Source organism: Ciceribacter sp. L1K22 (assembly GCF_017599385.1).
In the GTDB taxonomy this organism is placed as follows: Bacteria; Pseudomonadota; Alphaproteobacteria; order Rhizobiales; family Rhizobiaceae; genus Allorhizobium.
Genome location: NZ_JAGFPK010000001.1, coordinates 668,705 through 692,991 on the forward strand (window position 1 = coordinate 668,705; position 24,287 = coordinate 692,991).

The 24,287-nt window shown below is 59.9% G+C and carries 25 protein-coding genes and 1 riboswitch; of the genes, 12 read left to right on the forward strand and 13 right to left on the reverse strand.

All coding sequences use genetic code 11. The features are described 5' to 3' along the window. Window positions 1-3 precede the first annotated feature (3 nt). Window positions 4-945, reverse strand: a complete 942-nt coding sequence (locus J5J09_RS03280; protein ID WP_348646410.1) for a threonine/serine dehydratase — start codon at window positions 943-945, stop codon at window positions 4-6. Between the two features lie 52 nt (window positions 946-997). Between J5J09_RS03280 and J5J09_RS03285 the strand changes: the two genes are divergently transcribed. The 5 genes from J5J09_RS03285 (at window position 998) to J5J09_RS03305 (ending at window position 4,535) form a co-directional block, all read left to right on the forward strand. Then, window positions 998-1,300: a metalloregulator ArsR/SmtB family transcription factor gene (locus tag J5J09_RS03285; protein WP_208548268.1), complete on the forward strand. Its 303-nt coding sequence runs from the start codon at window positions 998-1,000 to the stop codon at window positions 1,298-1,300. 77 nt (window positions 1,301-1,377) lie between these two features. Further along, a riboswitch (TPP riboswitch) is annotated at window positions 1,378-1,474 on the forward strand. A 61-nt stretch (window positions 1,475-1,535) separates the two neighbouring features. Further along, window positions 1,536-2,333, forward strand: coding sequence for a hydroxyethylthiazole kinase (gene thiM / locus J5J09_RS03290; RefSeq protein ID WP_208548269.1), 798 nt, complete (start codon window positions 1,536-1,538; stop codon window positions 2,331-2,333). Further along, window positions 2,330-2,965 (forward strand): thiamine phosphate synthase, encoded by a 636-nt coding sequence (gene thiE / locus J5J09_RS03295; RefSeq protein WP_208548270.1) that lies wholly within the window; start codon window positions 2,330-2,332, stop codon window positions 2,963-2,965. Before thiM ends, thiE begins: the two co-directional genes overlap by 4 nt. Beyond that, window positions 2,962-3,771, forward strand: coding sequence for a bifunctional hydroxymethylpyrimidine kinase/phosphomethylpyrimidine kinase (gene thiD, locus J5J09_RS03300; protein ID WP_208548271.1), 810 nt, complete (start codon window positions 2,962-2,964; stop codon window positions 3,769-3,771). The genes thiE and thiD overlap by 4 nt, the downstream gene beginning before the upstream one ends. Then, window positions 3,771-4,535, forward strand: a complete 765-nt coding sequence (locus J5J09_RS03305) for a 3-oxoacyl-ACP reductase (protein WP_208548272.1) — start codon at window positions 3,771-3,773, stop codon at window positions 4,533-4,535. The genes thiD and J5J09_RS03305 overlap by 1 nt, the downstream gene beginning before the upstream one ends. A gap of 15 nt (window positions 4,536-4,550) precedes the next feature. Here the strand turns inward: J5J09_RS03305 and J5J09_RS03310 are convergent, their stop codons facing one another. Next, the gene (locus tag J5J09_RS03310) at window positions 4,551-5,462 is read right to left on the reverse strand and encodes a pirin family protein (RefSeq protein ID WP_208548273.1); all 912 of its coding nucleotides are present in this window, start codon (window positions 5,460-5,462) and stop codon (window positions 4,551-4,553) included. Window positions 5,463-5,697: 235 nt separating this feature from the next. Between J5J09_RS03310 and J5J09_RS03315 the strand changes: the two genes are divergently transcribed. Then, on the forward strand, window positions 5,698-6,501 hold the full coding sequence (locus tag J5J09_RS03315; protein WP_208548274.1) for a class II glutamine amidotransferase: 804 nt from the start codon (window positions 5,698-5,700) through the stop codon (window positions 6,499-6,501). Between the two features lie 33 nt (window positions 6,502-6,534). Here J5J09_RS03315 and coaBC read toward each other — a convergent pair whose 3' ends face one another. The 6 genes from coaBC to ubiE all read right to left on the reverse strand — a co-directional run bounded on the left by coaBC (window position 6,535) and on the right by ubiE (window position 13,348). Next, entirely contained in the window at window positions 6,535-7,746 is a 1,212-nt protein-coding gene (gene coaBC, locus J5J09_RS03320; RefSeq protein ID WP_208548275.1) for a bifunctional phosphopantothenoylcysteine decarboxylase/phosphopantothenate--cysteine ligase CoaBC, read from the reverse strand. 142 nt (window positions 7,747-7,888) lie between these two features. Next, window positions 7,889-8,941: a histidine kinase dimerization/phosphoacceptor domain -containing protein gene (locus J5J09_RS03325; protein WP_208548276.1), complete on the reverse strand. Its 1,053-nt coding sequence runs from the start codon at window positions 8,939-8,941 to the stop codon at window positions 7,889-7,891. Between the two features lie 15 nt (window positions 8,942-8,956). Continuing rightward, window positions 8,957-9,394 carry a response regulator gene (locus J5J09_RS03330; RefSeq protein ID WP_208548277.1) on the reverse strand — a complete coding sequence of 146 codons (438 nt, stop codon included), beginning with the start codon at window positions 9,392-9,394 and terminating at the stop codon, window positions 8,957-8,959. Window positions 9,395-9,397: 3 nt separating this feature from the next. After that, window positions 9,398-10,951 (reverse strand): CHASE3 domain-containing protein, encoded by a 1,554-nt coding sequence (locus J5J09_RS03335; RefSeq protein ID WP_348646411.1) that lies wholly within the window; start codon window positions 10,949-10,951, stop codon window positions 9,398-9,400. 40 nt (window positions 10,952-10,991) lie between these two features. Then, window positions 10,992-12,566 (reverse strand): 2-polyprenylphenol 6-hydroxylase, encoded by a 1,575-nt coding sequence (ubiB, locus tag J5J09_RS03340; protein WP_208548278.1) that lies wholly within the window; start codon window positions 12,564-12,566, stop codon window positions 10,992-10,994. 5 nt (window positions 12,567-12,571) lie between these two features. Further along, a complete protein-coding gene (ubiE, locus tag J5J09_RS03345; protein WP_208548279.1) occupies window positions 12,572-13,348 on the reverse strand; it encodes a bifunctional demethylmenaquinone methyltransferase/2-methoxy-6-polyprenyl-1,4-benzoquinol methylase UbiE in 777 nt (258 codons plus the stop codon). 148 nt (window positions 13,349-13,496) lie between these two features. Here ubiE and mutM point away from each other — a divergent pair, with 148 nt between their 5' ends. The 5 genes from mutM (at window position 13,497) to J5J09_RS03370 (ending at window position 18,805) form a co-directional block, all read left to right on the forward strand. Beyond that, window positions 13,497-14,378, forward strand: coding sequence for a bifunctional DNA-formamidopyrimidine glycosylase/DNA-(apurinic or apyrimidinic site) lyase (mutM, locus tag J5J09_RS03350; RefSeq protein ID WP_208548280.1), 882 nt, complete (start codon window positions 13,497-13,499; stop codon window positions 14,376-14,378). A 31-nt stretch (window positions 14,379-14,409) separates the two neighbouring features. After that, window positions 14,410-15,183 carry an enoyl-CoA hydratase gene (locus tag J5J09_RS03355; protein WP_208548281.1) on the forward strand — a complete coding sequence of 258 codons (774 nt, stop codon included), beginning with the start codon at window positions 14,410-14,412 and terminating at the stop codon, window positions 15,181-15,183. Window positions 15,184-15,394: 211 nt separating this feature from the next. Next, window positions 15,395-15,661, forward strand: a complete 267-nt coding sequence (gene rpsT, locus J5J09_RS03360) for a 30S ribosomal protein S20 (protein ID WP_208548282.1) — start codon at window positions 15,395-15,397, stop codon at window positions 15,659-15,661. A 760-nt stretch (window positions 15,662-16,421) separates the two neighbouring features. After that, the gene (gene dnaA, locus J5J09_RS03365) at window positions 16,422-17,969 is read left to right on the forward strand and encodes a chromosomal replication initiator protein DnaA (protein ID WP_208548283.1); all 1,548 of its coding nucleotides are present in this window, start codon (window positions 16,422-16,424) and stop codon (window positions 17,967-17,969) included. 50 nt (window positions 17,970-18,019) lie between these two features. Then, window positions 18,020-18,805, forward strand: coding sequence for a PhnD/SsuA/transferrin family substrate-binding protein (locus tag J5J09_RS03370; RefSeq protein ID WP_246745896.1), 786 nt, complete (start codon window positions 18,020-18,022; stop codon window positions 18,803-18,805). On the opposite strand, the gene J5J09_RS03375 is transcribed toward J5J09_RS03370, so the two are convergent. The 5 genes from J5J09_RS03375 to rph all read right to left on the reverse strand — a co-directional run bounded on the left by J5J09_RS03375 (window position 18,787) and on the right by rph (window position 23,004). Then, window positions 18,787-19,770: a fatty acid desaturase gene (locus J5J09_RS03375; RefSeq protein ID WP_208548285.1), complete on the reverse strand. Its 984-nt coding sequence runs from the start codon at window positions 19,768-19,770 to the stop codon at window positions 18,787-18,789. The genes J5J09_RS03370 and J5J09_RS03375 overlap by 19 nt on opposite strands. 246 nt (window positions 19,771-20,016) lie before the next feature. After that, window positions 20,017-21,198 carry a radical SAM family heme chaperone HemW gene (gene hemW, locus J5J09_RS03380; protein ID WP_208548286.1) on the reverse strand — a complete coding sequence of 394 codons (1,182 nt, stop codon included), beginning with the start codon at window positions 21,196-21,198 and terminating at the stop codon, window positions 20,017-20,019. Between the two features lie 3 nt (window positions 21,199-21,201). Next, window positions 21,202-21,846: an RdgB/HAM1 family non-canonical purine NTP pyrophosphatase gene (gene rdgB / locus J5J09_RS03385; RefSeq protein WP_208548287.1), complete on the reverse strand. Its 645-nt coding sequence runs from the start codon at window positions 21,844-21,846 to the stop codon at window positions 21,202-21,204. After that, on the reverse strand, window positions 21,843-22,262 hold the full coding sequence (locus J5J09_RS03390) for a VOC family protein (protein ID WP_208553012.1): 420 nt from the start codon (window positions 22,260-22,262) through the stop codon (window positions 21,843-21,845). Before J5J09_RS03390 ends, rdgB begins: the two co-directional genes overlap by 4 nt. 25 nt (window positions 22,263-22,287) lie before the next feature. Then, window positions 22,288-23,004 carry a ribonuclease PH gene (gene rph, locus J5J09_RS03395; RefSeq protein WP_208548288.1) on the reverse strand — a complete coding sequence of 239 codons (717 nt, stop codon included), beginning with the start codon at window positions 23,002-23,004 and terminating at the stop codon, window positions 22,288-22,290. A 165-nt stretch (window positions 23,005-23,169) separates the two neighbouring features. Between rph and hrcA the strand changes: the two genes are divergently transcribed. Further along, a complete protein-coding gene (gene hrcA / locus J5J09_RS03400; RefSeq protein ID WP_208548289.1) occupies window positions 23,170-24,249 on the forward strand; it encodes a heat-inducible transcriptional repressor HrcA in 1,080 nt (359 codons plus the stop codon). Window positions 24,250-24,287: the final 38 nt, after the last annotated feature.

The window sequence follows — 24,287 nt, forward strand, 5'->3', positions numbered from 1 at the left end:
ACCTTAGCCAAAATTGACGGCGGTCGTGTTTGCTCCACAAACGAGAACGGCAAGTTTTTCGCCCGGTTCGGGCACGTATCGTCCGGAGAGAAGCGCCGCGAATGCCGTGGCCCCGCCGGGCTCTGTCGCGATTCTCGCATGATCCCACAGAGCCTTCTGTGCGCCGACGATTGCCTCGTCAGGCACGAGCACGGATTGGGCGACGTGCGCCCGCGCGATCGGAAACATCAGTTTGCCGATCTGTCTCGGCGCCAGCGAATCGGCTGCGACGCCGCCAGCCGGCGCATCGACCGGTTTGCCGGCCGCAAGCGCATGATTGAGCGTTGGTGCCATCTCGGGCTCCACCGCAATGATGCGCACACGATCCTCGAACCATGCCGCGAGACCGCCGATCAGGCCGCCACCGCCGACAGCCACGAGAAGCGTGGTCATTTCCGGAATGTCATCCTCGATCTCTCCGCCAAGCGTTCCCTGGCCCAGCAGCGTTTCCACCTGGTCATAGGCGTGGATAGGAAGGGCGCCGGTCCGGGCCACGAACTCCTCGCTGGCCGCCAATGCATCGGCATAGAGATCCCCGCCGACAACGAGGTCCGCCCCGTAACTACGAATGCGGTCCGTCTTCGCCTTGGTGCTGATGGTTGGAACGAAGATCGTCGCCTTTATGCCGAGTTTCTGCGCGGCGTAGGCGACAGCGGCGCCATGATTGCCGCCCGAGGCCGCAACGACGCCCGCCTTCGGAATTTCCCGCGTCAGAAGGCTCGCGAAGGCTCCGCGCGCCTTGAAGGAACCGGAATGCTGCAGGTATTCCAGCTTCAGGTCGATCGGACCGCCATCGAGACCAAAGTCCTGCGCGCCGACGGAAAGAACGGGGGTATGGCGCACGTAGGTCCGGATGACACTCGAAACTTGTTCTATGCGCTCACGCGTGACTGGGCCGATGGACACTAACGGTACCTCCCTGGATTGACAATTCTTCGTTACTTCGCAAAATAACGAAATGCAAGACGTGGACCTGTACAAAGCGCTCGCCAACGAAAAGCGATTGGCCATTCTCGAATGGCTCAAGTCGCCGTCCACGCATTTTCCACCGCAGGCGGATGGCGATTTCGGTAGCGATGGCGTCTGTGCCGTTTTCATTGCGCAGAAGCTGGGCATATCCCAGGCCACCTTGTCGGAACATATGCGCGTTCTGGTCGGTGCCGGGCTGGTTCGACCGAAGAAGATCAAGCAATGGATTTTCTATCGCCGCGATGAGGATCGCATCGCCAGATTGAAGGCGGAAAACCTCTCCCTGCTTTGACGGACGCTCCCACCGAAGAGAGCCCGCGTGGAATTTTCACGTGACAGGCCGGCGAAAGCCTGCCAATCATAACCCCGCTTGAGAGACAGGGGCGCTCGTGGTCACACGGGCTGAGATGTACCCTTTGAACCTGAACCAGATAATGCTGGCGGAGGGAGTCGCTCGGAGCCGACGCCCGTGTCCCAGCGATAGTCGTCAGCTCCTGTCGATTTGCCCGCCACGAAAGGGCAATGAGATGACTTCCAGCACTCCCGGTAAACACTTGGCGTCCATGCGCGATGCTGCGCCGCTCGTCCAGTGCATCACCAATTATGTCGCCATGAATGTCGCCGCCAACGTTTTGTTAGCGGCAGGAGCGTCGCCCGCCATGGTGCATAGCGTCGAGGAGGCCGGCGAATTCGCCGCATTTGCCGGCGCTCTGACGATCAACATGGGCACGGTGTCCCCGGATTGGGCGGACGGGATGAAATCTGCCGCCGACAGTGCTGCTGCCGCCGGACGGCCCTGGGTGCTCGATCCGGTGGCCCACATGGCGACATCCTATCGCCGCAAGGTCGTTACCGAGCTGCTGGATCTGCGGCCGACGGTCATTCGTGGCAACGCCTCCGAAATTTTGGCGCTCGGCGGTGGTAACAGCAGCGCTAGAGGCGTCGATGCAGGGGATGCCGTTGCGGCAGCCGAGGATGTCGCAAGGCAACTTGCGCTTTCACGGCAATGCATCGTCGCGGTGACCGGACGAACAGATTTCGTGACCGATGGCACGCGAACGGCCCATATCGACGGCGGCTCGGTCTGGATGCCAAGGGTCACGGCGCTCGGTTGCTCGCTTACCTGCCTGGTCGGTGCTTATGCCGCGGTCGAACCGGACGCCTTCACCGCCACTACGGCAGCGCTCGCGCATTTCGCAGTCGCTGGCGAGCTCGCGGAACGCGATGTATGCGGCCCCGGAAGCTTCGCGGTCGCTTTCCTCGACGTGCTCGCAAGCGTGGACGGGAGGGCCCTTGATGAGAAGGCGCGGGTACGCCTGTCATGAGGACGTTTGATCTTTCGCTCTATCTCGTGCTGGACCCCGTTCTGTGTGCCGGCATCGGCATGGTCGAGACTGCCCGCCTTGCGGTTGCCGGAGGTGTCACGATGGTACAGCTCCGCAACAAGCATGCCTCAACGGATGATCTGGTCGAAACCGGGCTTGCTCTGAAGGCGATCCTTGCGGGTACGGGTGTCCCAATCATCGTCAACGACGATGTGGAGGCGGCGATCATCATGGGCGCCGCGGGAATTCACGTCGGCCAGGGCGATGCGCCTGTCGCCGAGGTGCGAGAAAGAATCGGCCACGAAATGATCCTGGGTCTTTCGATCGGCTCGATCAGTGAAGCCGCCCGGATCGATACGGCTGTCGTCGACTACGTCGGCGTCGGCCCCGTCTTCCCGACAGCCACCAAACCCGGCCATCCTCCCGCGATCGGTTTTGCGGGACTTGCCGATGTGGCGTCTGCGAGCCCGGTGCCATCCGTGGCGATCGGCGGTCTCAAGAAGGCACACGTGGCCGATTGCAGGAGATCGGGCGCCTCAGGCGTTGCAGTGGTTTCGGCCATCTGCGGCCAGGTGGACCCCTCAGCGGCCGCCGCCGAGCTGGTGTCAGCGTGGAAGGGGGTTGGCGCATGATCCGGAATGTCCTGTCCATTGCGGGCTCCGATCCGTCCGGCGGTGCCGGAATCCAGGCCGATCTCAAGAGCTTTTCGGCCCGGGGCGTATACGGCATGGCCGCCATCACCGCGCTGACGGCGCAGAACACTCGAGGCGTGTCGGCCTTTGTGCCGGTCGAGGCCGACTTCCTCGCCGAGCAGATCCGCATGGTTTTCGCCGATGTCCGCGTGGACGCGGTGAAGATCGGCATGATCGCGACAGCCGCCAATGCCATCGCAGTGGCGGAAGTCCTGCGGGCTCACACACGTGTTCCGATCATCCTCGATCCGGTCATGGTGGCAAAGGGAGGGGCATCGCTTCTGGATGCCGATGCCGTGGACGCCGTACGCCAGCATCTCTTACCGCTTGCGACCGTAATCACGCCCAATCTACCGGAGTCAGCAGTGCTTTTGGGGATGGAAGAAGCCTCCGACAGAGCCACAATGGCGGATCAGGCACGCCGACTGATGGCCTTGGGGCCGCAAGCCGTTCTCCTCAAAGGGGGACATCTTGGCGGCGATGAAAGCCCGGATGTCCTCATCGGCCCTTCCGGGACGGAGTGGTTCGAAGGGCCGAGAGTCGAGACCGAGAGTACCCATGGTACCGGTTGCTCGCTGTCGAGCGCGATCACGGCCGAACTTGCCAAGGGTTTGTCCCCGCGAACCGCCGTGCGTGTCGCCAAGGATTGGCTGACCGGCGCGATCGAGGAAGCCGAGACCTTGGCGGTCGGCTCCGGACACGGCCCGGTTCATCATTTTCACCATCTCTGGAAGGGAGGATTCTGATGGCTCTGCCATTGAAGGAACAGGTCATCATTGTGACAGGCGCGGGGCGAGGTCTGGGCGCCGCGATAGCCACAGCCTTCGCCCGCGAAGGTGCACGCGTTGCGATCAATTATCGCGAAAGTCGGGAAAAGGCGGAAGCGCTGGCGAAAACGCTCGGCCCAACAACGGCGGCGTTCAAGGCCGATGTCCGCGATCCGCGCGAGGTCACGGCCATGGTGCGTGCGGTCACGGAACACTTCGGAGCGCCTACCACCGTGATCCACAATGCGCTGGCTGATTTCGTCTTCAACGGTGACGCCCGGACGAAGCTGTCGGATTTGACGTGGCAGGACATCTCGGTGCAGGCCGAGACCGGCGTCGGCGGCGCGCTCAACCTGATCCGCGAAATCCGGCCCGCCATGGCCGAAGCTGGCTTTGGGCGACTGATCCTGATCGGGACCAACCTCTTCCAGAACCCGGTCGTGCCTTACCATGACTACACGGCCGCGAAGGCGGCACTGCTGTCGTTGACGAGGACGGCCGCTGCTGAACTCGGCCCCTTGGGCGTGACCGTAAACATGGTGTCCGGCGGCCTGTTGCGGGTCACGGACGCAAGCGCGGCGACGCCCGATGCCGTCTTCGACCTCATCGCCGGCAGCACCCCGTTGAGACAGGTGACCACACCCGAGGAGTTGGCGGACGCCGTTCTCTTCTTCGCGAGTCCCTGGGCGCGGGCGGTTACCGGACAGAACCTCATCGTCGATGGAGGCCTTGTATTCGGATGATCACCCGCACCAAGCTCAGTGCTCGGCCTTGATGAAGGTGCCGTTCTGCAGTTCCCGCATCGCCTGCATCAGTTCCTCGCGCGTGTTCATCACGATCGGACCGTGCCAGGCGACGGGTTCGCGGATCGGCTTACCCGAGACCAGCAGGAAACGGATGCCTTCGTCCCCGGCCTGCACCGTAATTTCGTCTCCCGTGTCGAAGACGACCAGCGTGCGGTTTCCGGACAGGTCGCGGATGTTCAATTCCTCGCCCTGAAACTCCTTTTCGACCCTGACACCGAAGGGACGGGAGGCGTCGCGGAAGCTGCCCGATCCGGCAAAGATATAAGCAAAGGCCTGGCGGTAGGTATCGACCGGGAAGCGTTTGCGCTTGCCGGCCGGAACGGAGATGTCGAGATAGACGGGTTCTGCGGCAATGCCGTCGACAGGGCCGGCCTTGCCCCAGAATTCGCCCGATATCACCCGCACCACCGTGCCGTCGTCATCGACCACGACCGGAATGTCGGCCGATTTGATGTCCTGGTACCGGGGAGCCGTCATCTTCAGGGACGAGGGCAGGTTTGCCCAGAGCTGGAAGCCGTGCATGCGTCCGGCGAAGTCGCCCTTCGGCATTTCCTGGTGCATGATTCCGCTGCCGGCCGTCATCCACTGGATGTCCCCGGCGCCGAGGCTACCATGATTGCCGAGGCTGTCGCCGTGTTCAACGGTGCCTGCAAGAACATATGTGATCGTCTCGATGCCGCGATGCGGATGCCAGGGGAAACCGCGCAGATAATCTGACGGATTATCGTTGCGGAAATCGTCCATCATCAGAAAGGGGTCTGTCATCGACGGATCGCCGAAGCCGAACACCCGGTTCAGTTTTACGCCCGCGCCCTCGATGGCTGGAGTGGCGCGACTTTCATGCTTCACAGGACGAATGGACATAGCCTTGGATCTCTTTCTGCTCGGCGTTGCGTTGAGCCGCAATATAGCCGCCGTCGGACGCATTGCGTAGATTTGCAGCCGGAACGGACCGTTCACAAAAGCGCCATTTGAAACGGAACGACCTTGGTTTGCCCGAAGCAAGGCCACAAAACGGGCGCGGTTAAGATTTTGTTAGGCGAACAGGCAAACACTGAACATAATCGCCGCAGATGCGGTAGCCGGAGTAGAACGCAACATGTGCCGTTGGGCAGCCTATCGTGGCGAACCGCTTTTTCTGGAAGAACTGGTCATTTCGCCGGCTCACTCGCTGATCGAGCAGTCGCATTGTGCCACAAAGGCGAAGACCGCCACCAATGCGGATGGTTTCGGGATCGCATGGTACGGCGACCGGCCTGAACCCGGTCGCTTCCGCGATGTTCTCCCCGCGTGGTCCGACTGCAATCTGAAGAGCCTGGCACGCAACGTTCGCTCTCCCCTGTTCCTGGCTCATGTCCGGGCCGCGACTCATGGTTCCACCCGCCGCGACAACTGTCACCCCTTCGTCAACGGCCACTGGTCCTTCATGCACAATGGCCAGATCGAGCACTTCGAGAAACTTCGTCGGCCGATGGAAGCCATGCTCGACGACGAGCATTTTCATGCACGGCACGGAACGACCGATTCCGAATTGCTCTTCCTGTTGGCCCTGCAACTGGGCCTTCGGGAACGACCGCTCGAAGCGATGGCCGAGGCGGTCGGCTTTGTCGAGCAACTGAGTACCAGGCTGGTGGGAGCCGCGTTCGTGAAGCTGACGGCGGCATTCTCTGATGGCGAGAGCCTTTATGCGGTGCGCTATGCAAGCGACGGACAGGCCCCGACGCTGTTTGCAGCGCCCATGGGCGGAAAAGGCGGGTATTGCCTCGTTTCCGAACCGCTGAATGACGAAAAGGACACCTGGGTCGAAATCCCTTCAGGCAGTGCCGTCATCGTGGGAAAGGGCGGGCTGGATGCGGCGGCGTTCGCCCCGCGTATCGAACGCTTCTCCGAAGCTGCCGAATGATCTGGCAGCGACGCGAGCGATCCCCTGCTCTCGTCAACCCTCTCGCAGCATCTCCGACATAAGAGAGGCCAGTCGCTCCGCGACCTCATCCTTGGAGAGGTCCGGCCAGTCCGAAACCTGCAATTTATCGATGATTTTCACTCGGTTGCGTGTGCCCCCCATGATGCCGGTCTCCGGCGACACATCGTTGGCGACGATCACGTCCGCGCCTTTCTTCTCGAGTTTGGTGCGACCATTGGCGACCACATCCTGGGTCTCGGCGGCGAAACCAACCACGATGGTCGGTCGCTGTCGGTGATGTCCCACGGTCTTCAGAATATCAGGGTTCTCGGCGAGCTGCAGCGGGGCAGGAGCCTCGCCCGGCTTTTTCTTGATTTTCTGGTCGGCCGAAGCTGCGACACGCCAGTCGGCGACGGCCGCGACCATCACGGCGATATCAGCCGGCAGCGTCGAGAGGACCGCATCCAACATCTCCTCCGCCCGCTCGACATGGAGTGTCTTCACTCCGATGGGATCGGGAATAGAGACCGGACCTGACACCAATGTAACCTCTGCTCCAAGGCGGGCGAGGGCGGCCGCGATCGCATGGCCCTGCCGCCCCGACGAGCGGTTAGCGATGTAGCGGACGGGATCGATGGGTTCGTGTGTCGGGCCTGACGTTACGATCGCCTTGCGGCCCTTGAGAGGCTTTGGAGCTTCGTCAAGCAGCGCTTCAATCGCCGCGACGATCTCCAGGGGTTCGCACATGCGTCCCGCACCTGCTTCGCCGCTCTCCGCCATCTCGCCCTTAGCCGGACCGATGAAATGGATGCCGTCGCGGCGCAGGGTTTCGGCATTGCGCTGCGTCGCCGCGTGCTGCCACATCTTCGGATTCATCGCTGGCGCGATCAGTACGGGACGGTCAGTCGCAAGCAGAACGGTCGAGGCGAGATCGTCTGCAAGTCCGTTCGCCATCTTGGCCGTCAGATCGGCCGTCGCCGGCGCCACGACGATAAGATCGCAGTCGCGCGCGAGCCTTATATGGCCGACATCCTGTTCGTCTTCGCGTGAAAAAAGGTCGACATAGACGTGGTCGGCTGCAAGAGCTCCCACGGCAAGCGGCGTGACGAATTTTTGCGCCGCCGCGGTCATCACCGGCCGTACTGCCGCGCCGCGCTCCCGAAGTCGGCGGATCAGGTCAAGGCTCTTGTATGCAGCAATCCCGCCCGCAATGATCAATAGAATGCGTTTGTTTTTAAGTGTCATACGCTACATCCGGAACTTGCTCGTGCCGAACCTATGCCAAAATCCCCCGAATGGGAAAGGACCAATGCCGACCGTAGGTTAAACAGATTTCTACGGGGCAATCGGCGCACATTCGCAGTCCGCGGAATCGCCGCTGCCTGCCTCACTCCACCGCATCCGCCATCACGCTGATCTTCAGCGGAACCTCGGCGATGGTCCCGCCGCTTTTTTCGACATATTGAATGCCCGCGCCGAGGCTCGCAGCCATAGACTTGACGATCCGGCTACCCAGTCCCGTACCTGTCGGCGCGCTGTTCGGGACGATACCGATCCCATCGTCCTCGACGCGCAGCAACGCATCATTCTCCCCCGTCCGCCTAAGGCTCACGCGGATTTCGCCTTGTTGTCCGTCCGGATAGGCGTATTTGAACGCGTTTGTCGCCAGTTCGGTCACCACCATTCCGACGGTAACGGCACGATCGGCCGAAAGAACGATCGGGTCGGCGGAAAACACCAGTTGGATGCGGTGATCAGAACGCTGCATGGTTTCGGCGATCTGGGATGTCAGCCCCCGGAGGTAGCGGTCCATCTCAACTCTGCTGACATCATCGGAGGTGTAGAGACTGCGATGCATGCCGGCGATGGCGGTAATCCGTGCTTGAGTCTCGGCCAGTTCTGCCTTGACTTCCTCGCTTGGGGAGTTGGCGATCTGCAGCCTCAAGAGACTAGCGACGAGTGCAAGCGAGTTTGCCACGCGATGATTGACCTCGGCCAGAAGAGCCTCTGCTCGTTCTTTCGCCTGTCGTATCTCTTCGTCTGCCCGCTCTTTTTCGGCACGAAGACGTGCGTTGGCGACCGTTTGCTCGATCGCGCTTGAAAGCAGGTGCAGGAAATCGTCGCTGACGCTCTTTATAACGTAGTCGGCGGCTCCTGCCTTCATCGCATTGATGGCAATGCTCGCCTCGTTAGACCCAGTGACATACACGACCGGCGTCGTAACGCCGCCAGTCCGCAGATGATCGAGGATCTCATGCCCGGTTGTGTTACGGAGATAGTGATCGAGGACAATGGCGTCGAAGGCATGTTCGGATAGGTGTCGCATCGCCGTGTCGAGGTCTTCGGCGTGCAGAACCACGTGACCGAGACGACCGAGCGACTTTTGAACGAGTCGCACGAAAGCCGCATCATCATCAAGATACAGGATGCGAACGCTCATCGGGCGCTGCCACTGTCAGGGCACTTGCATGACGGAGAAGAACAATCCGAGTTGCCGGATCGCGTTTGCAAAGTTGTCGTAGTCGACGGGCTTGGTGATGTAGACATTGGCCCCCAGGTCATAGCAGCGCTGTATCTCGCGTTCATCGTCCGTGGTGGTCAAGATCACGACAGGGAGGCGGCGCGTGTGCGGGTTGGATTTGATCTTGTCGAGGATATCGGTGCCGGACATATCCGGCAAGTTGAGATCGAGCAAGATCAGCAAATAGCGGTCCTTGGACACCTCGCCACTACGGTCTTGGCCGAGGATGAAATCCAGAGCGGTCGTTCCGTCGGTAAACGGCACGATTTCGTTATTGACGCCGGCTCGACGCACGTTCTTTTCGATCAGACGGGCGTGACCCTCATCGTCCTCGACCATCACGATGGTGACTTCCTTACCTGCGGCTTTCATATCTCAACTCCGTACTACGCGTGTCAGGTCCGATGGCAGTCGCAAAACGAACGTCGAGCCCTTCCCCAGCTGGGACCGAACGGTTATTTCGCCGCCCAGGTTCCGCACCAGAGACTGAACGTGCGCAAGTCCTATACCCTCACCGGCCTGGTTCTGGTGTCCGGATCGGCGGAACAGCTCAAATATGCGCTCGTGGTCTTCGTCTGCAATGCCACGACCGTTGTCTTCAACCTCGATGCGCGTCAGGGTCCGGATATCCGGCATGACCCGCACGGTGAGACTGAGCGGCCGATCGGCTTGCTTATACTTCACAGCGTTGTCGAAAAGGTTACCAAGGATCTGTTCCAGTGAAAATCGATCGGTCACGATGTTCGGCACACGAACATCCAGCTCGACTTTGCCGCCCGCTTCGCTGACTTGGTGGTGCACGCTTGCTGAGGTGGCTTCGAGAAGAGCCTTGAGATCGATCCTCTCCGGCTTCAGCGGCCGGCGTCCGTCGCGGGAAATCTTCAGGATGGCGTTGATCAGGCCGTCCATCTTTTTCGTGGATGAGCGGATGAAATCGATGGCCTCGGGCAGATCTTCCGATGCCGCTAACCGCGCTTCGCGCACCTCATCCTCGGACGGGGCCTTGTCATCGGCAAGCACATAGGCCTGCAGAGACCTCAGGGAATTCTCCAACTCGGCAGTGAAACCCATGACGTTGACGAGCGGCGCCCGCAGATCGTGGGTGACTATATAGGCGAAACGCTGGATTTCCTGGTTCGCACGGATGAGGTCCTCTGTCCGCTCGTTGACCCGCTCCTCTAGGTTCTCGTTGAGATATTCGACCTCCCGGCGTGCCTTGGACAGGGCTTGGACGTGTTGCGTTATGATGGTAATCGCGCCGCCCATCACCAGTAAGATGGCTGCTGCTCCACCGATTGTGAAATAACGTAACTGCTCGTTGGCCGCCGTTTGTGCCTCGACACCGGCCTGGAAATTGGCGTCCGACTGTTCCTTGAACATATCCAGGATGATGCGTATTCTATCCATTAATTCCCGACCTAGTTCGGTTTGCACTCTGGCAACCGCTCCAGCCTGGTTGCCGGCGCTGGCAAGAGTGATGGTCTCCTCCATTTCGGATAGCTTCGTCTCGATCGACTGGCCCAATTCGGCGAGCTTTTTAGCTTTGGCGGGTCTGTCCGCCACGAGCGCCTGAACCTCGGCCCATTCGCTACGGATTTGCTCCAAAGCCTGATTATAGGGTTCGAGAAAGCTCTCATCCAGCGTCAGGATGTAGCCGCGCTGGCCGGTTTCGGCGTCGGTAAGTGTTTGCAACAGGTTGGCGCTCGCCCGACGGATGTCGCGTTCGCGGATGATGGCATCGAACGTGCCCTGGGTCCGCTCAACCAGCCAGAGCGACGACAGGACAAGAGCCACAAGAATGGCCGTTCCTATCGCCAGCATCAGAAGCGTCGCGCGCGCAAAGCTGGCATTCGTGGCGGACATGGGCATCTCCTGGAGAGCGTGGGCAGAACTGGACGTGCAGGGATGGGCGCTCGGTGCGATGACCATCGTTCCTCTCTACAAGCGGTAGAAAGAAACAATGATGAGATCAACCCATCTGGATCGCGATTGCGACGAGAGCGGCAGCAATTATCCAGAGGGCAAGCCGACCCCATCTGGTATGGCGCGCCTCCGCTTTGCCGATCGCTTCAGCGGTTTCCGGGTCGAAACGAAGACCATTCTCGCTCATGTGCATGAGTTCCGAGTGCAGCTTCTCTGTCTTCGTGGCGATTTCGGGCAAGGCTTCCGCCAGCCGCACCGCCGCCTTCACGCCGTCCTTGAGATCGGTCGCTATCCGCCTTGGCCCGAGATTGTCGCGGATCCATTTTGACACGACCGGATCGGCTGCCTTCCACATGTTGAAGCGAGGATTGAGAATCCGCGCCACGCCTTCGACAACGACCATCGTTTTCTGCAGCATCACCAGTTCCGGGCGGGTTTCCATCTCGAAAAGCTCGGTGACCTCGAAAAGAAGCGTCAGCAGACGCCCCATCGAAATCGTTTCCGCCGGTTGACCGTGGATAGGCTCGCCGATCGCCCGGATCGCCTGCGCGAAACTGGCGACATTGTGATGCGAGGGGACGTAACCCGCCTCGAAATGCACCTCGGCGACGCGCACATAGTCGCGTGTGATGAACCCGTAGAGGATTTCGGCCAGGAACCGGCGCTCCTTTTTACCGAGCCGGCCGGAAATGCCCATGTCGACCGCAACGATCATTCCCGTCGGATCGACGAAAAGGTTCCCCGGATGCATGTCCGCGTGAAAGAACCCGTCACGGAGGGTATGGCGCAAGAACGACTGTATCAACGTATCTGCCAGGGCATCGAGATCATGGCCGGCAGCCTTCAAGGCCTCGACGTTCGACATTTTAATGCCGTCGATCCATTCCATCGTGACGACGTCGCGTCCGGTGCGCTCCCAATCGACCGCCGGAACCCGAAAACCAGGATCGTCCTTAGTGTTCTCGGCGATTTCCGAAAGGGCAGCAGCCTCCAGCCGCAGATCCATCTCAACCTTGGTCGTCTGTTCGAGCGCGCGCGTCACCTCGACCGGTCTCAGCCGTCGGGTATGCGGCAGGAAACGCTCCTGCAGCCGGGCGACCAGATACATGGCTTCCAGATCGGCGGAAAAACGTCGGCGAACACCTGGTCGGATCACCTTGACGGCGACCTTCCGCGGGCCGTCGGCAGTGATAACCTCACCAGGATGGACCTGCGCTATGGATGCCGCCGCGATCGGAGGATCAAGCCGGGTAAAGAGTTCCTCTACCGGACGGCCGAGAGATCCCTCGATGGCCGCTCTCGATGCCTCGATCGGAAAGAACTCCATCCGATCCTGGAGGCCGGCAAGATCCTCTGCCAAGTCAGCGCCGACAACATCGGGACGTGTCGCAAGGAACTGTCCGATCTTGACGTAGGAAGGGCCGAGCCGCGCCACGGCCTTCGCCAGGCGATCGGATCGTTGCTGCGACTTGCTGCGGCGTCGCGCGAGGAGGCTGGCCGCCGATTTGCCGAACGCCACCATTGGCGGCAGGCCCTCCGCCGGCAGCGACTCGATGACACCTTCGCGCATCAAGACCCAGCCGACCCGCGCGAGACGGAAATATGCTCCGAGTGTGCTCATCTAGCTCAGAGTTTCCAGCCGGAGTGCAGGCAGGCAATGCCACCGGAATAATTGGTGAAGGTGACACGCGAGAAGCCGGCAGCCGAGATCATCGCCGCGAAATCCCGCTGGTTCGGAAACTTTCGGATCGACTCGACGAGATACTGGTAGGGTTCGGCATCGCCCGTGATCATCTTCCCGAAGCGCGGTATCGCCTTGAATGACCATTCGTCATAGAAACGGTCCAGCAAGGGCATCTCCACGTCCGAGAACTCAAGAACGAGAAGGCGTCCGCCGCGCTTCAGAACCCGGTAGGCTTCCTTTAGCGCCACATCGATATGGGGTACGTTCCGGATGCCGAAGGCGATCGTGTAGGAGTCGAAACTACCACTTTCGAACGGGAGCTCTTCCGCATTCGCTTCAACGAAGGTGAGATTTTCGGAAAGCCCCCTTTTGGCGGCACGCTCCGACCCGACCTCCAGCATGGAGCCGTTGATATCGAGAACAGTGGCCTGCGCCTGACGGTCAGACGCTTCCACGATCCGAAATGCGATGTCGCCAGTCCCGCCGGCAACGTCTAGAACGCGAAAGTCGGGGCTCTTGCGGGGATGGAGCGCAGCAACCATCGCATCCTTCCAAAGCCGATGAAGTCCGGCCGACATTACATCATTCATAATGTCGTACCGTTTTGCGACCTTGTGGAAGACTTCGTTGACCAGCCCCTGCTTCTCGGTCTCGGGGACTTCGCGAAAGCCGTAGGACGTTTCCATGCCGCCCTCGGACGAAATACGGCTTTTGGTCATCCGGTCGTGCTCCTTACTCATACGGGTCCGAAGACCATAGCGAAATTGTCTTTCGCGGGCTATCTCTGCACGCGACATGCGCCTGCGGCCACTTGGCGCTGTTCTATAGCCGAGCGCCGGTCGCGTTTAAACAGAAAGATGGGATGCCATGCCCGAATTGCCAGAGGTGGAAACGGTGAGACGGGGTCTTGCGCCGTCGATGGAGGGGAGCGTGCTGTCTCGGCTCGAGCTACGCCGACCGGATCTACGATTTCCCTTTCCTGGACACTTTGCCGAGCGTGTCGCCGGACGGCAGATCCTGGGGCTCGGTCGCCGGGCGAAGTATCTGCTGATCGATCTCGACGGCGGCTTGACGATCATCGCTCACCTGGGAATGTCCGGCTCCTTCCGCGTAGAGGAGGCTGATGCACCAGGAAATTTCCATTATGCCCGAGCCAAGGATGAGAAGCATGATCACGTGATCTTCCATCTCGCCACTTCTGGCGGCCCGGTGAAGATCATCTATAACGATCCCCGTCGTTTTGGCTTCATGGACGTTGTTGAGCGCACGGCGATCGATGATTGGCCAGCTTTTCGTGGCCTGGGCCCAGAGCCAACCGGCAACACACTCGATGCGCGATATCTGGCGGCCCGTTTCGCGGGTAAGCAACAGCCGCTGAAACAGGCGCTCCTCGACCAGCGCGTCGTGGCCGGCCTTGGCAATATTTACGTCTGTGAGGCGCTTTGGCTTTCCGGCCTCTCGCCCGAGCGCCGGGCGGCAACACTCGTGACCGCCACCGGAAGGCCGACGGCGGCACTGGGCCGTCTGGTTGACTCTATCAGGACGGTGATTGCCGATGCCATCGCGGCGGGTGGGTCATCGCTCCGCGACCACATCCGGACCGATGGATCGCTGGGTTATTTTCAGCATAGCTTCAAGGTCTATGACCAGGAAGACAAAGCTTGCCAGTCCCCGGGCTGCAACGGTACCGTTCACCGTATCGTGCAGGCCGGGCGATCTACCTTTTTTTGCCCGCGCTGCCAGAAATGAAACCGCTGTCAACGGTTAGGGAATGAGACAAATGAGCTATGAAACCCTTCTCGTCGAGATGCGCGGACAGATCGCGCTCGTGACGCTCAACCGCCCGCAGGCGTTGAACGCGCTCAATTCGACGGTCATGGAGGAACTGGTTGCGGCCCTGGAGACATTTCAGAACGATGCCGAGGTCGGAGCGGTCGTCCTCACCGGCTCGGAAAAGGCGTTCGCCGCCGGCGCTGACATCAAGGAAATGCAATCCCTCGAGTTTGTGGATGCGTATCTCGGCGATTTCATTGCAGGCTGGGATGGTGTCGCGACCTTCCGCAAGCCACTGGTAGCGGCCGTCTCTGGCTTCGCCCTGGGTGGTGGATGCGAGCTCGCGATGATGTGCGATTTCATCATCGCCGCGGAAAACGCGAAATTCGGCCAGCCTGAAATCACGCTGGGGGTCATCCCCGGCATGGGTGGAACCCAGAGGCTTGTGCGCGCAGTTGGCAAGGCAAAGGCGATGGATATGTGCCTGACTGGGCGCATGATGGACGCCGCTGAAGCTGAACGTTCGGGCCTCGTTGCCCGCGTGGTTTCCTATGACCGACTTCTGGATGAGGCCGTCGAGGCCGCGGTCAAGATAGCCTCCTTCTCGAGGCCTGCGGTGGCCATGGCGAAGGAGAGCGTGAACCGTGCCTTCGAACAGACGCTGACGGAGGGCCTGCGTTTCGAGCGCCGGTTGTTTCATTCCCTCTTCGCGACCGAGGACCAGAAGGAAGGGATGGCTGCCTTTGTCGAAAAGCGGAAGGCGCTGTTCAAGCATCGCTAGCGTTTCGGCGCGTAGAGTCAAATGACTCGCTTTCCGGGTGGTTTCGTCGAAATTGCGCGTTGACGGATGATCGCTTTCCCGCTATACGGCCGCCCACGACACGGAAAACCTTCCGGTTCTTCCGCGATTGCTCCCCAATGCTGGCTTGACCGTCTGTTGCGGCCCGACGCGGCGATATGGGAGTTTGGTTTGAATTCGAAGAGAGGCATCCATGGCCAATACAACTTCGGCTAAGAAGGCGACCCGCAAGATCGCACGCCGCACCGACATCAACAAGGCACGTCGCTCGCGCGTTCGTACCTTTATCCGCAAGGTCGAGGAAGCTCTGGCCGCAGGTGATCCGGCGGTTGCCAAGGAAGCCCTTCGTGCGGCGCAGCCGGAGTTGCAGCGCGCAGCCTCCAAGGGTGTCGTTCACGCCAACACTGCGTCGCGGAAGATTTCGCGTTTGGCGCAGCGTGTGAAGGCCCTGTCTGCCTGATTTAAGACATTTTTCTGCCGCATTTAAAGTGCCCGGTCATTTGATCGGGCTTTTTGCGTTGTGTCGTTCATGTCTTCCCTGGGCCGGCGAGGACGTAACATTTAAATGACGGCCGCGTGACAGAAATTATCGTTTAATTACAATAATTTGTTAGAGGTTCATTCGTGTTCTTGAACCTCACTTTACGGCAAGCTGCCCCGTTTTTGAGTCAAGCGAATTTTTATTTTTCTGGCCCTACGTCCGCTCGTCATCACCTGAAATTTGAATCTCCTTGATTCCAAAGAGAATATTTTTCGAGGAATTGTGACATTGAAAAAGACGCCTCGGAGTCAATGGGCAGGTCTTAATTTGACGTAAAAATTCGCGGTTGATCTTGGTCTGTGATCCTGCCTTAATACCTCTCGGCAGACGGCGAAAATTGGTCGGATGGGCGTGAGGGCTTAAGCCCCTTTTCACCCGCTTCCGGTTGATGTTGTCTGTGGACGAGGCGTTTCCGCCTCGTTTTTTCAAACAGTCGCGACGTGGCGCCGAAACTTTCCCTGTTTCGGAGCGTGGGTCGTTTTGTCCGTTGTTCGTGGAAGACGGGAACGAATTCGGATGGAGAGAGAGGCATACGGAAGGGGTTGATCGTTCATGACGAGGATGGGCGATCATAAGGCGGGGACAGGGTTGGCTCAGGCGATCGATGTTAGTCGATGCCGGTTGATCCTTAATGTGGCGGCGACAGCCGGCATCTGAAAATGAAAAGGCGGCAAATAATATGCAAATGAATTCATCGATAGCCGGCGCACCGGATCATGACGGTGCTCGCCAGACGACTGTGGCCGTTTGCAGCGAAACGGCGGAGGGTAATCCCGAAATGAAGCATGATGCACTGTTCGAGCGTTTCAGCGCGCGGCTGAAGGCTCAGGTCGGCCCGGATGTGTTTGCGAGCTGGTTCGGACGCCTCAAGCTTCATTCTGTATCAAAGAGTGTCGTACGCCTTAGCGTGCCGACAACCTTTCTGAAGTCGTGGATCAACAACCGCTATCTTGATCTCATTACCTCGCTGCTCCAGGCGGAAGATCCGGGCATCCTGAAGGCCGAAATTGTCGTGCGAAGCGCAAGCAGGAGCGTCAAGCCGGCAACAGAGGGCCGCCTGCAGGTAAACGAGCCACAGAACGTCCAGCCGCGCCGACAGGGTCTTCAGACCGTCGGTCAGGCTGCTCCGACGCCCCAGTCCGCCCAGCCGGCACGGGTTGCAGCCGGCAGCCCCTTCTTCGGCTCGCCGCTCGATAGCCGCTTCACGTTCGACAGCTTTGTCGAGGGCGCTTCCAACCGCGTCGCGCTGGCTGCCGCCAAGACGATCGCGGAAGCCGGTGCGGGTGCCGTGCGCTTCAATCCGCTGTTCATCCATTCCTCGGTCGGGCTCGGCAAGACGCACCTTCTCCAGGCAATCGCAAACGCCGCAGTTCAGAGCCCGAGGGCTCCGCGTGTGGTCTATCTCACGGCGGAATATTTCATGTGGCGCTTTGCCACCGCGATCCGCGACAACGACGCCTTGACGCTGAAGGAGTCTCTTCGCAACATCGATCTCCTCGTTATCGACGACATGCAGTTTCTGCAGGGCAAGATGATCCAGCATGAATTCTGCCATCTGCTGAACATGCTGCTCGACAGTGCCAAGCAGGTTGTGGTGGCCGCGGACCGCGCGCCGTGGGAGCTGGAGTCGCTCGATCCGCGCGTCCGTTCGCGCCTTCAAGGCGGTGTTGCCATCGAGATGGAAGCACCAGATTTCGAGATGCGCCTCGAGATGCTGAAGAACAAACTTGCCTCAGCCCGCCAGGACGACACATCGCTCGATATTCCCGAGGAGATTTTGGTGCATGTGGCGCGCAATATCTCAAGCAGCGGTCGCGATCTGGAAGGTGCATTCAACCAGCTCATTTTCCGTCGGTCCTTCGAGCCGAACCTGTCGATTGACAGGGTCGATGAGCTTCTCGCGCATCTGGTCGGTGCGGCCGAGCAGAAGCGGGTGCGGATTGAGGATATCCAGCGGATCGTTGCCCGCCACTACAACGTGTCGCGGCAGGAGCTTGTCTCGAACCGTCGCACCCGGGTGATTGTCAAGCCGCGTCAGATCGCGATGTATTTGTCGAAGACGCTGACGCCACGCTCGTTCCCGGAAATCGGTCGGCGGTTCGGCGGTCGCGATCACACGACCGTTCTGCATGCGGTCCGCAAGATCGAGGAACTGATCGGTGCCGACACGAAACTCAGCCATGAAGTTGAACTTTTGAAGCGGCTGATCAACGAGAACAACGCGTGATAGCGCGCGAGGTGGGGGCTCGTTGACCGATGGCGAGCGCCAGCCTCGCCATGTACGATTTTTGTGAGCCCGTGCGGCAGGCGAATGATGCGCTATGGCGGATCATTCGCGACGACCTGACGAAAGCCGGATTTTCCGCGCCTTCGAAGCTTGACCGATCCTCCCGTTATGATGCGTTGTGGCGAAGAGAGGATTTGGTTTTTGCGCAGACCTGCGGCTATCCGTATATAAAGCAATTGCGTGGGCATGTTCGCCTTGTAGGCGTCCCGATTTACCGGTTTCCGGGCGGAAATGGTATCGATCGCGCGAGCCTTGTGATTGTTCGTGACGCCGATGGGATCGGCGGTATCGAGGATCTGCGGAACCGGCGGGTTGCTGTGAACGATCCGATGTCGAACTCCGGCATGAATCTGCTGCGTGCGCTGATCGCGCCCCAGGCAATTGCGGGCCGTTTCTTCTCAAAGGTATCCTTCACCGGAGGCCACCTGATGTCACTTGCCGACGTTCTTGCCGGTCACGCAGACGTCGCGGCGATAGACAGTGTGACTTTCGGCCTTCTCGCCGCGCATTCGCCGGACGCCCTAAAAGGGGTGAAGGTTTTGATGCAAACACCCGCTGGACCAGGCTTGCCGATTATTTCGCGGAAAGACGCCACGGATGCGGAGGTATCGGTTGTCCGGGAAAGCCTGTCGCGGATAGCGACCCAGCCGGCTTATGCGGCGATCAGGGAACCTCTCGGCCTGGTCGGCTTCGAGGTTCCTGATCAGGCGGCATATGACGCGCTGACCGAACTTGAGGACTTCGCCCTTCGCAGGGGCTATCCCGTCATCAACTGATCGGTATAGGTGATTTCGGTCGCCACGCTAGTTTGGCCAGCCATGTGCTGCGGGTGGATCGGCTCGTGATGCTGTCGGAAAAGATAACGCCGCGCGACATCGAGATAGCCGTTATAGACCAGCCCGCCATTGAGCTCGATGAAGGCCTGCCGTTGAGCATGATAGAGCCCCGGTATCTTGTACCATGGCAATTGCGGCAGGCTGTGATGCACGATGTGGAGATTGTTATAAAGGAAGAGCAGGCCGAATGCCGGGCTCTTTTCGACAATCGCCGTGCGCTCCTCCTTCGTGCCAGCATAGCGGTGCTCGGCAAAGGAGCGGAGTCTTGAGAAAGCCAGGCCTGAATAGGCAAAGGCGACAAGATAAATCCATATCGGCATCTGGCAGATGACAACCACCCAGAAAATAACTGCAGCAACGCCGACGAGATGCCAAAGCCAGACGGCGGCATGTGTTGCGTCGCCCCGGACGAAGCGTGCGGCTTCCGATCCCCAGAGCGCGGCGACTGCAATCAGCGGACCGAGGGTCAGTCGTCCGGCCAAGGTATTGTTGACCCGGCGGATCATCTGTCCGATCCGACCTGTTTTGTTCCAGCCGTCATCGGTAAAGTAGTAGGATTCCGGATCCTCGATCGGGTCCGTCAGCCATTCGTCATTATGATGTTTCAGGTGAGCGTGCTTGTAGAGCGTATACGGTAGCCACAAGGAAACCGGTGGCCAGCCGATTGCGTCGTTAATCCGTCGAAAACGCGTCGGATGTCCGTGCAATACTTCATGCTGCAGGGAGCCATGCCAAGCGATTGTCCATCCTCCGAGCACGAACAGGACGATGAACGGGAAAGTCGTCCAGTAGAAAGTCAGAATAAACCAGGAAAGGTATATCGTGCAGGTCAATGCAAGCGTGGGAAGTTCTACCGAAAAGCGCGAACGCTTGCGGCGGTGAAGGTCGTCTGAAATGTATGACATGTGTTGCCGTGAATTCAGCAATCAGGTTCCGAACGCGGAGAGCAAATCATCCTGGCGCTACCTGATCGAGATAGGAGCGAAAGCAACCGGAATCGTCAAGAGAACGAAAAGTGTACTGCCCGGCGGCGCGTAATTTTCTTCTCGTCAGCGTTCGCACGTTGTCCTCGAACACAATGTGTTTGCAACCGTGGCCGAAAAATCCGGACAACGGCGGAAAGTGATCGGGGTTCGGAAGACCGTTAAATGTCAGCTCGCAAGATCTGCGACCACGCTGTCGAGAATGAGCATGCCTTTTGGCGTGCAGCGCAGGCGCGAATTGCCGAGGCGTTCGATGAAGCCGTGTTCCAGTAAAAAGGTTTCGCGATCCGGATCCGGATCGCGACCGGAAAGCTGCTGCCACCGCGCAAGGTCTACACCCTCGCGCAATCGCAGTCCCATCAGCAGCAATTCGTCCGCTTGTTCGTCGCGTCCCAGTCTCTCCTGGTCAACGATGCCCTCGCTGCGCTGCTCGACCAGTTCGAGCCATTGTTCAGGGTTGCGTTCGGTCGCTGTGGCGAGCTTAATACCCTCCCGGCTGATCCTGCCGTGCGCACCCGGCCCGATGCCGGCATAGTCGCCGTAGCGCCAATAAGTCAGGTTATGACGGCTCTCCGCACCCGGACGGGCATGATTGGAGACCTCGTAGGCCGGCAATCCTCTTGCTGCCGTGATGTCCTGGGTCGCCTCGTAGAGGTCAGCCGCGCGATCGTCGTCAAGTGTGGTGAGTTTGCCGGCCTTATGGAGGCCATAGAAGGCCGTCCCCTCCTCAATCGTCAGCTGATAGAGCGAAAGATGATCCGCCGCATATGAAATCGCCTCCTCGAGTTCCTCTTCCCACGCCTGAACGGTCTGGTCCGGGCGGGCATAGATAAGGTCGAACGACATGCGCGGAAAAATCTCTCGGGCGAGGCGGATCGCCTTCAAAGCGTCGGCGACGTCGTGAAGCCTGCCGAGGAACTTCAGATCTCGATCGTTGAGCGCCTGCACACCCATTGAAACACGGTTGACGCCTGCGGCGCGATAGCCGCGGAAACGCTCTGCCTCGACGCTGGAGGGGTTAGCCTCCATCGTCACCTCTATCCCGTCCGGCACATGCCAGTAGCGCGCCACACCATCAAGGATCGTCTCGATGGTTGACGGTTCCATGAGCGATGGTGTGCCGCCACCGACGAATATGCTGGTGACGGTCTTTGGACCGGAGAGGCCACGCATATGCGCCATTTCTCGAAGGAATGCCTGCGCGAAGCGTTCCTGATCGACCGGTTTATGCCGGACATGGCTGTTGAAATCGCAGTAGGGGCATTTCGCCGCGCAGAAAGGCCAGTGCAGGTAAACGCCAAAACCCGGTTCCCCCGTGTCGGGCAGGATGAAGGGCGTCGGCTGCAACATATCTCAGCCTTCCAGGCAGGTTTCGACGAAAAGCTTGAACGCACGCGCCCGATGCGAAAGCGCCGTTGCGTCACCCTGTTTCCAGCCGTGTTTCTCGTCTGCGCTCATTTCTCCGAATGTCGCTTCGTAGCCCTCCGGCTGGAAGACGGGATCATACCCGAACCCCTTGGCCCCGCGCGGGGGCCAGACGACCCGTCCCTCCACCTCCCCACGGAAGAACTCGGTATGGCCGTCAGGCCACGCCAGGCAAAGAACGCTGACAAAGCGCGCCGTCCGTTGCGAGGGATCGAATGCACCTTTCTCCTGCAGCGCCTTCTCGACCTTCTCCATAGCCATGACGAAGTCGCGCGACCCGTCCTCCCGTTCGGCCCAGTTGGCCGTGTACACACCCGGCGCCCCGTCAAGTGCGTCAACGACCAGTCCGGAATCGTCTGAAAGCGCCGGCAGTCCCGCAGCGCGTGCCGAGGCGAGAGCCTTGATCGCCGCGTTCTCCTCGAATGTGGTGCCCGTCTCGTCGGGCTCGTCGAATTTCAGCTCAGCGGCCGATTTCGCTGAAAACCCGAAAGGCCCGATCAGGTCGGCGATCTCCGCGATCTTGCCCGCGTTGTGACTGGCAACGACGATGGTTTTCGTGTCGAGCTTTCTCATGGCGTGTCCTGTTTGATGTTCCAAAGGTGAGCTTCCGCGCACTCAAGACTATTGCCTGCCGGGTCGCGAAAGTAGATCGATCGCGCTCCGTTGGGCCAGCGGAAATCCGCCTCGATTTCGACCCCGGCCTCGGCCAGCCGCTCGCAGAGAGCATCTATCGCCGGTCCGGTTGCACGAAAGCACATGTGGCCGGGGCCATGGGCACCGTGGGGTGGAACGGGAAGGGCTCCCTTGTTGGCTTCCTTGCTACTCTGATCCGGATTGAAGATCAGCAGGATACCCGCTCCGCACCGGAAAAAGACGTCGCGGTCGCCATGGCGGACGATACGTTCGAGTTGCAGCAGGTCGCCGTAGAAGGCCTCCGCGGCGTCGAGATCGTCCGCATAGAGAGCTGTTTCCAGTATGCCGTCGACCAACGCGGCCAAGACGTCTCCCTCGGCCTCAGACGATGGCCTGCTTTTGCATCTCGACCAGTTCTGCAATGCCGGTCTTAGCAAGTCGCATGAGGGTCAGGAACTCCTCTTCCGAGAAGGGCACGCCCTCAGCGGTACCCTGGATTTCCACGATGGCTCCCGAGCCGGTCATGACGAAATTCGCATCTGTCTCGGCCGCTGAATCCTCAAGGTAGTCGAGGTCGATGACCGGCTGCTTCGCGAAAATCCCGCAGGAGATGGCAGCAACATGATCCTTCAGCACCTTGTCCGCCTTGATCATGTTCCGCGTTTCCATCCATTTCAGGCAGTCGCGCAGTGCAAGCCAAGCGCCGGTGATCGAAGCCGTCCGGGTACCCCCATCCGCCTGGATCACGTCGCAGTCGAGAGTGATCTGACGCTCGCCCAGAGCTTCCAGGTCAACGACCGCGCGGAGCGAGCGCCCGATCAGGCGCTGGATCTCGAGCGTCCGACCACCTTGTTTGCCGGAGGTTGCTTCGCGCTTCATGCGGTCGCCGGTCGCTCGCGGCAGCATTCCGTATTCGGCGGTCACCCAGCCCTTTCCGGTGTTCCGCAGCCATGGCGGGGTCTTTTCTTCGAGACTGGCTGTGCAGAGAACATGCGTGTCGCCAAATTTCACCAGACAGGAGCCTTCGGCGTGTTTGGAAAAGGCGCGCTCGAACGAAACCTTGCGCATCTGATCGGTGCGTCTGCCGGATGGCCGCATTGCTAGCTCCTTCTTATGGTCTAGGGTCTTCTACGGGGGGATGCGCCGATTTGCAAAGAAAAAGGACGGGTCGTCCAAGCGCCGTATCGCCGAATTTTCCGGTTTGTTATCGCCGCTGGAATGCTTATATTTTCCCTCAGTGTCACGTGCGATCAGCTTTGGGAAATGGGCATAACGCGTATTACCGCCATGGATACAGGATCGGCATTGGACGACCGCTCGCGGGAGATATTCCGCCGCATCGTCGAAAGCTACCTCGATTCAGGCGAGCCGCTAGGCTCGCGTAACCTGTCGCGTATCCTGCCGATGTCGCTCTCGCCGGCTTCGGTGCGAAACGTGATGAGCGACCTTGAGGAGCTCGGTCTTATCTACGCACCGCATGTCAGTGCCGGTCGGCTTCCGACTCAGGCGGGGTTGCGGTTCTTTGTCGATGCTTTCATGCAGGTCGGCGATCTCTCTGTGGAAGAGCGTGGTCAGATTGAACGGCAGATTCGGCCTACGGGTGCCGACATGCCTATGGACAACCTGTTAACCGAAACAAGCCGGATGCTGTCCGGCTTGTCGAGGGGCGCGGGTCTGGTGATCTCATCGAAGAATGATCCGGTCCTCAAGCACGTCGAATTTGTCCGTCTGGAGCCGACGAAAGCTTTGGCTGTTCTCGTTGGCGACCACAATCAGGTTGAAAACAGGATCATCGATCTGCCGGCGGGAGTTACTGCCTCTCAATTGACGGAGGCCGCGAACTTCCTCAACGCTCATCTCAACGGCCAGACTCTGAGCGAGCTGCGGAGCCAGCTCGTTCGCCTGCAGCAGCAGGTCGAGATGGAGCTCGATTCCCTGTCGCAGGATCTGGTTGAGCGCGGCTTGGCGGTCTGGTCCGGTGGTGCCGAGGACGAGAAGCTGACCCGCCTTGTGGTTCGCGGTCGCGCCAACCTGCTCGAAGGAGTGGAGGGCGCGGAGGATATCGATCGCCTGCGTCTCCTTTTCGACGATCTGGAGCGGAAGGAGAGCCTGATCGAGCTTCTCAATCTAGCAGAAGCCGGACCGGGTGTGCGCATCTTCATCGGCTCCGAAAACAAGCTGTTTTCCTTGTCCGGCTCTTCGCTCATTGTGGCACCATTCCGGGATGCTGAGGAACGCATCATAGGCGCGGTCGGGGTTATCGGCCCCACCCGGCTCAATTATTCGCGGATCGTTCCGATGGTTGACTACACCGCTCAGCTGATGGCGCGCCTTTCTCGCTGACCTCCCACTTCTTTCTGTCAAAGCCTTGATTTTTCCGC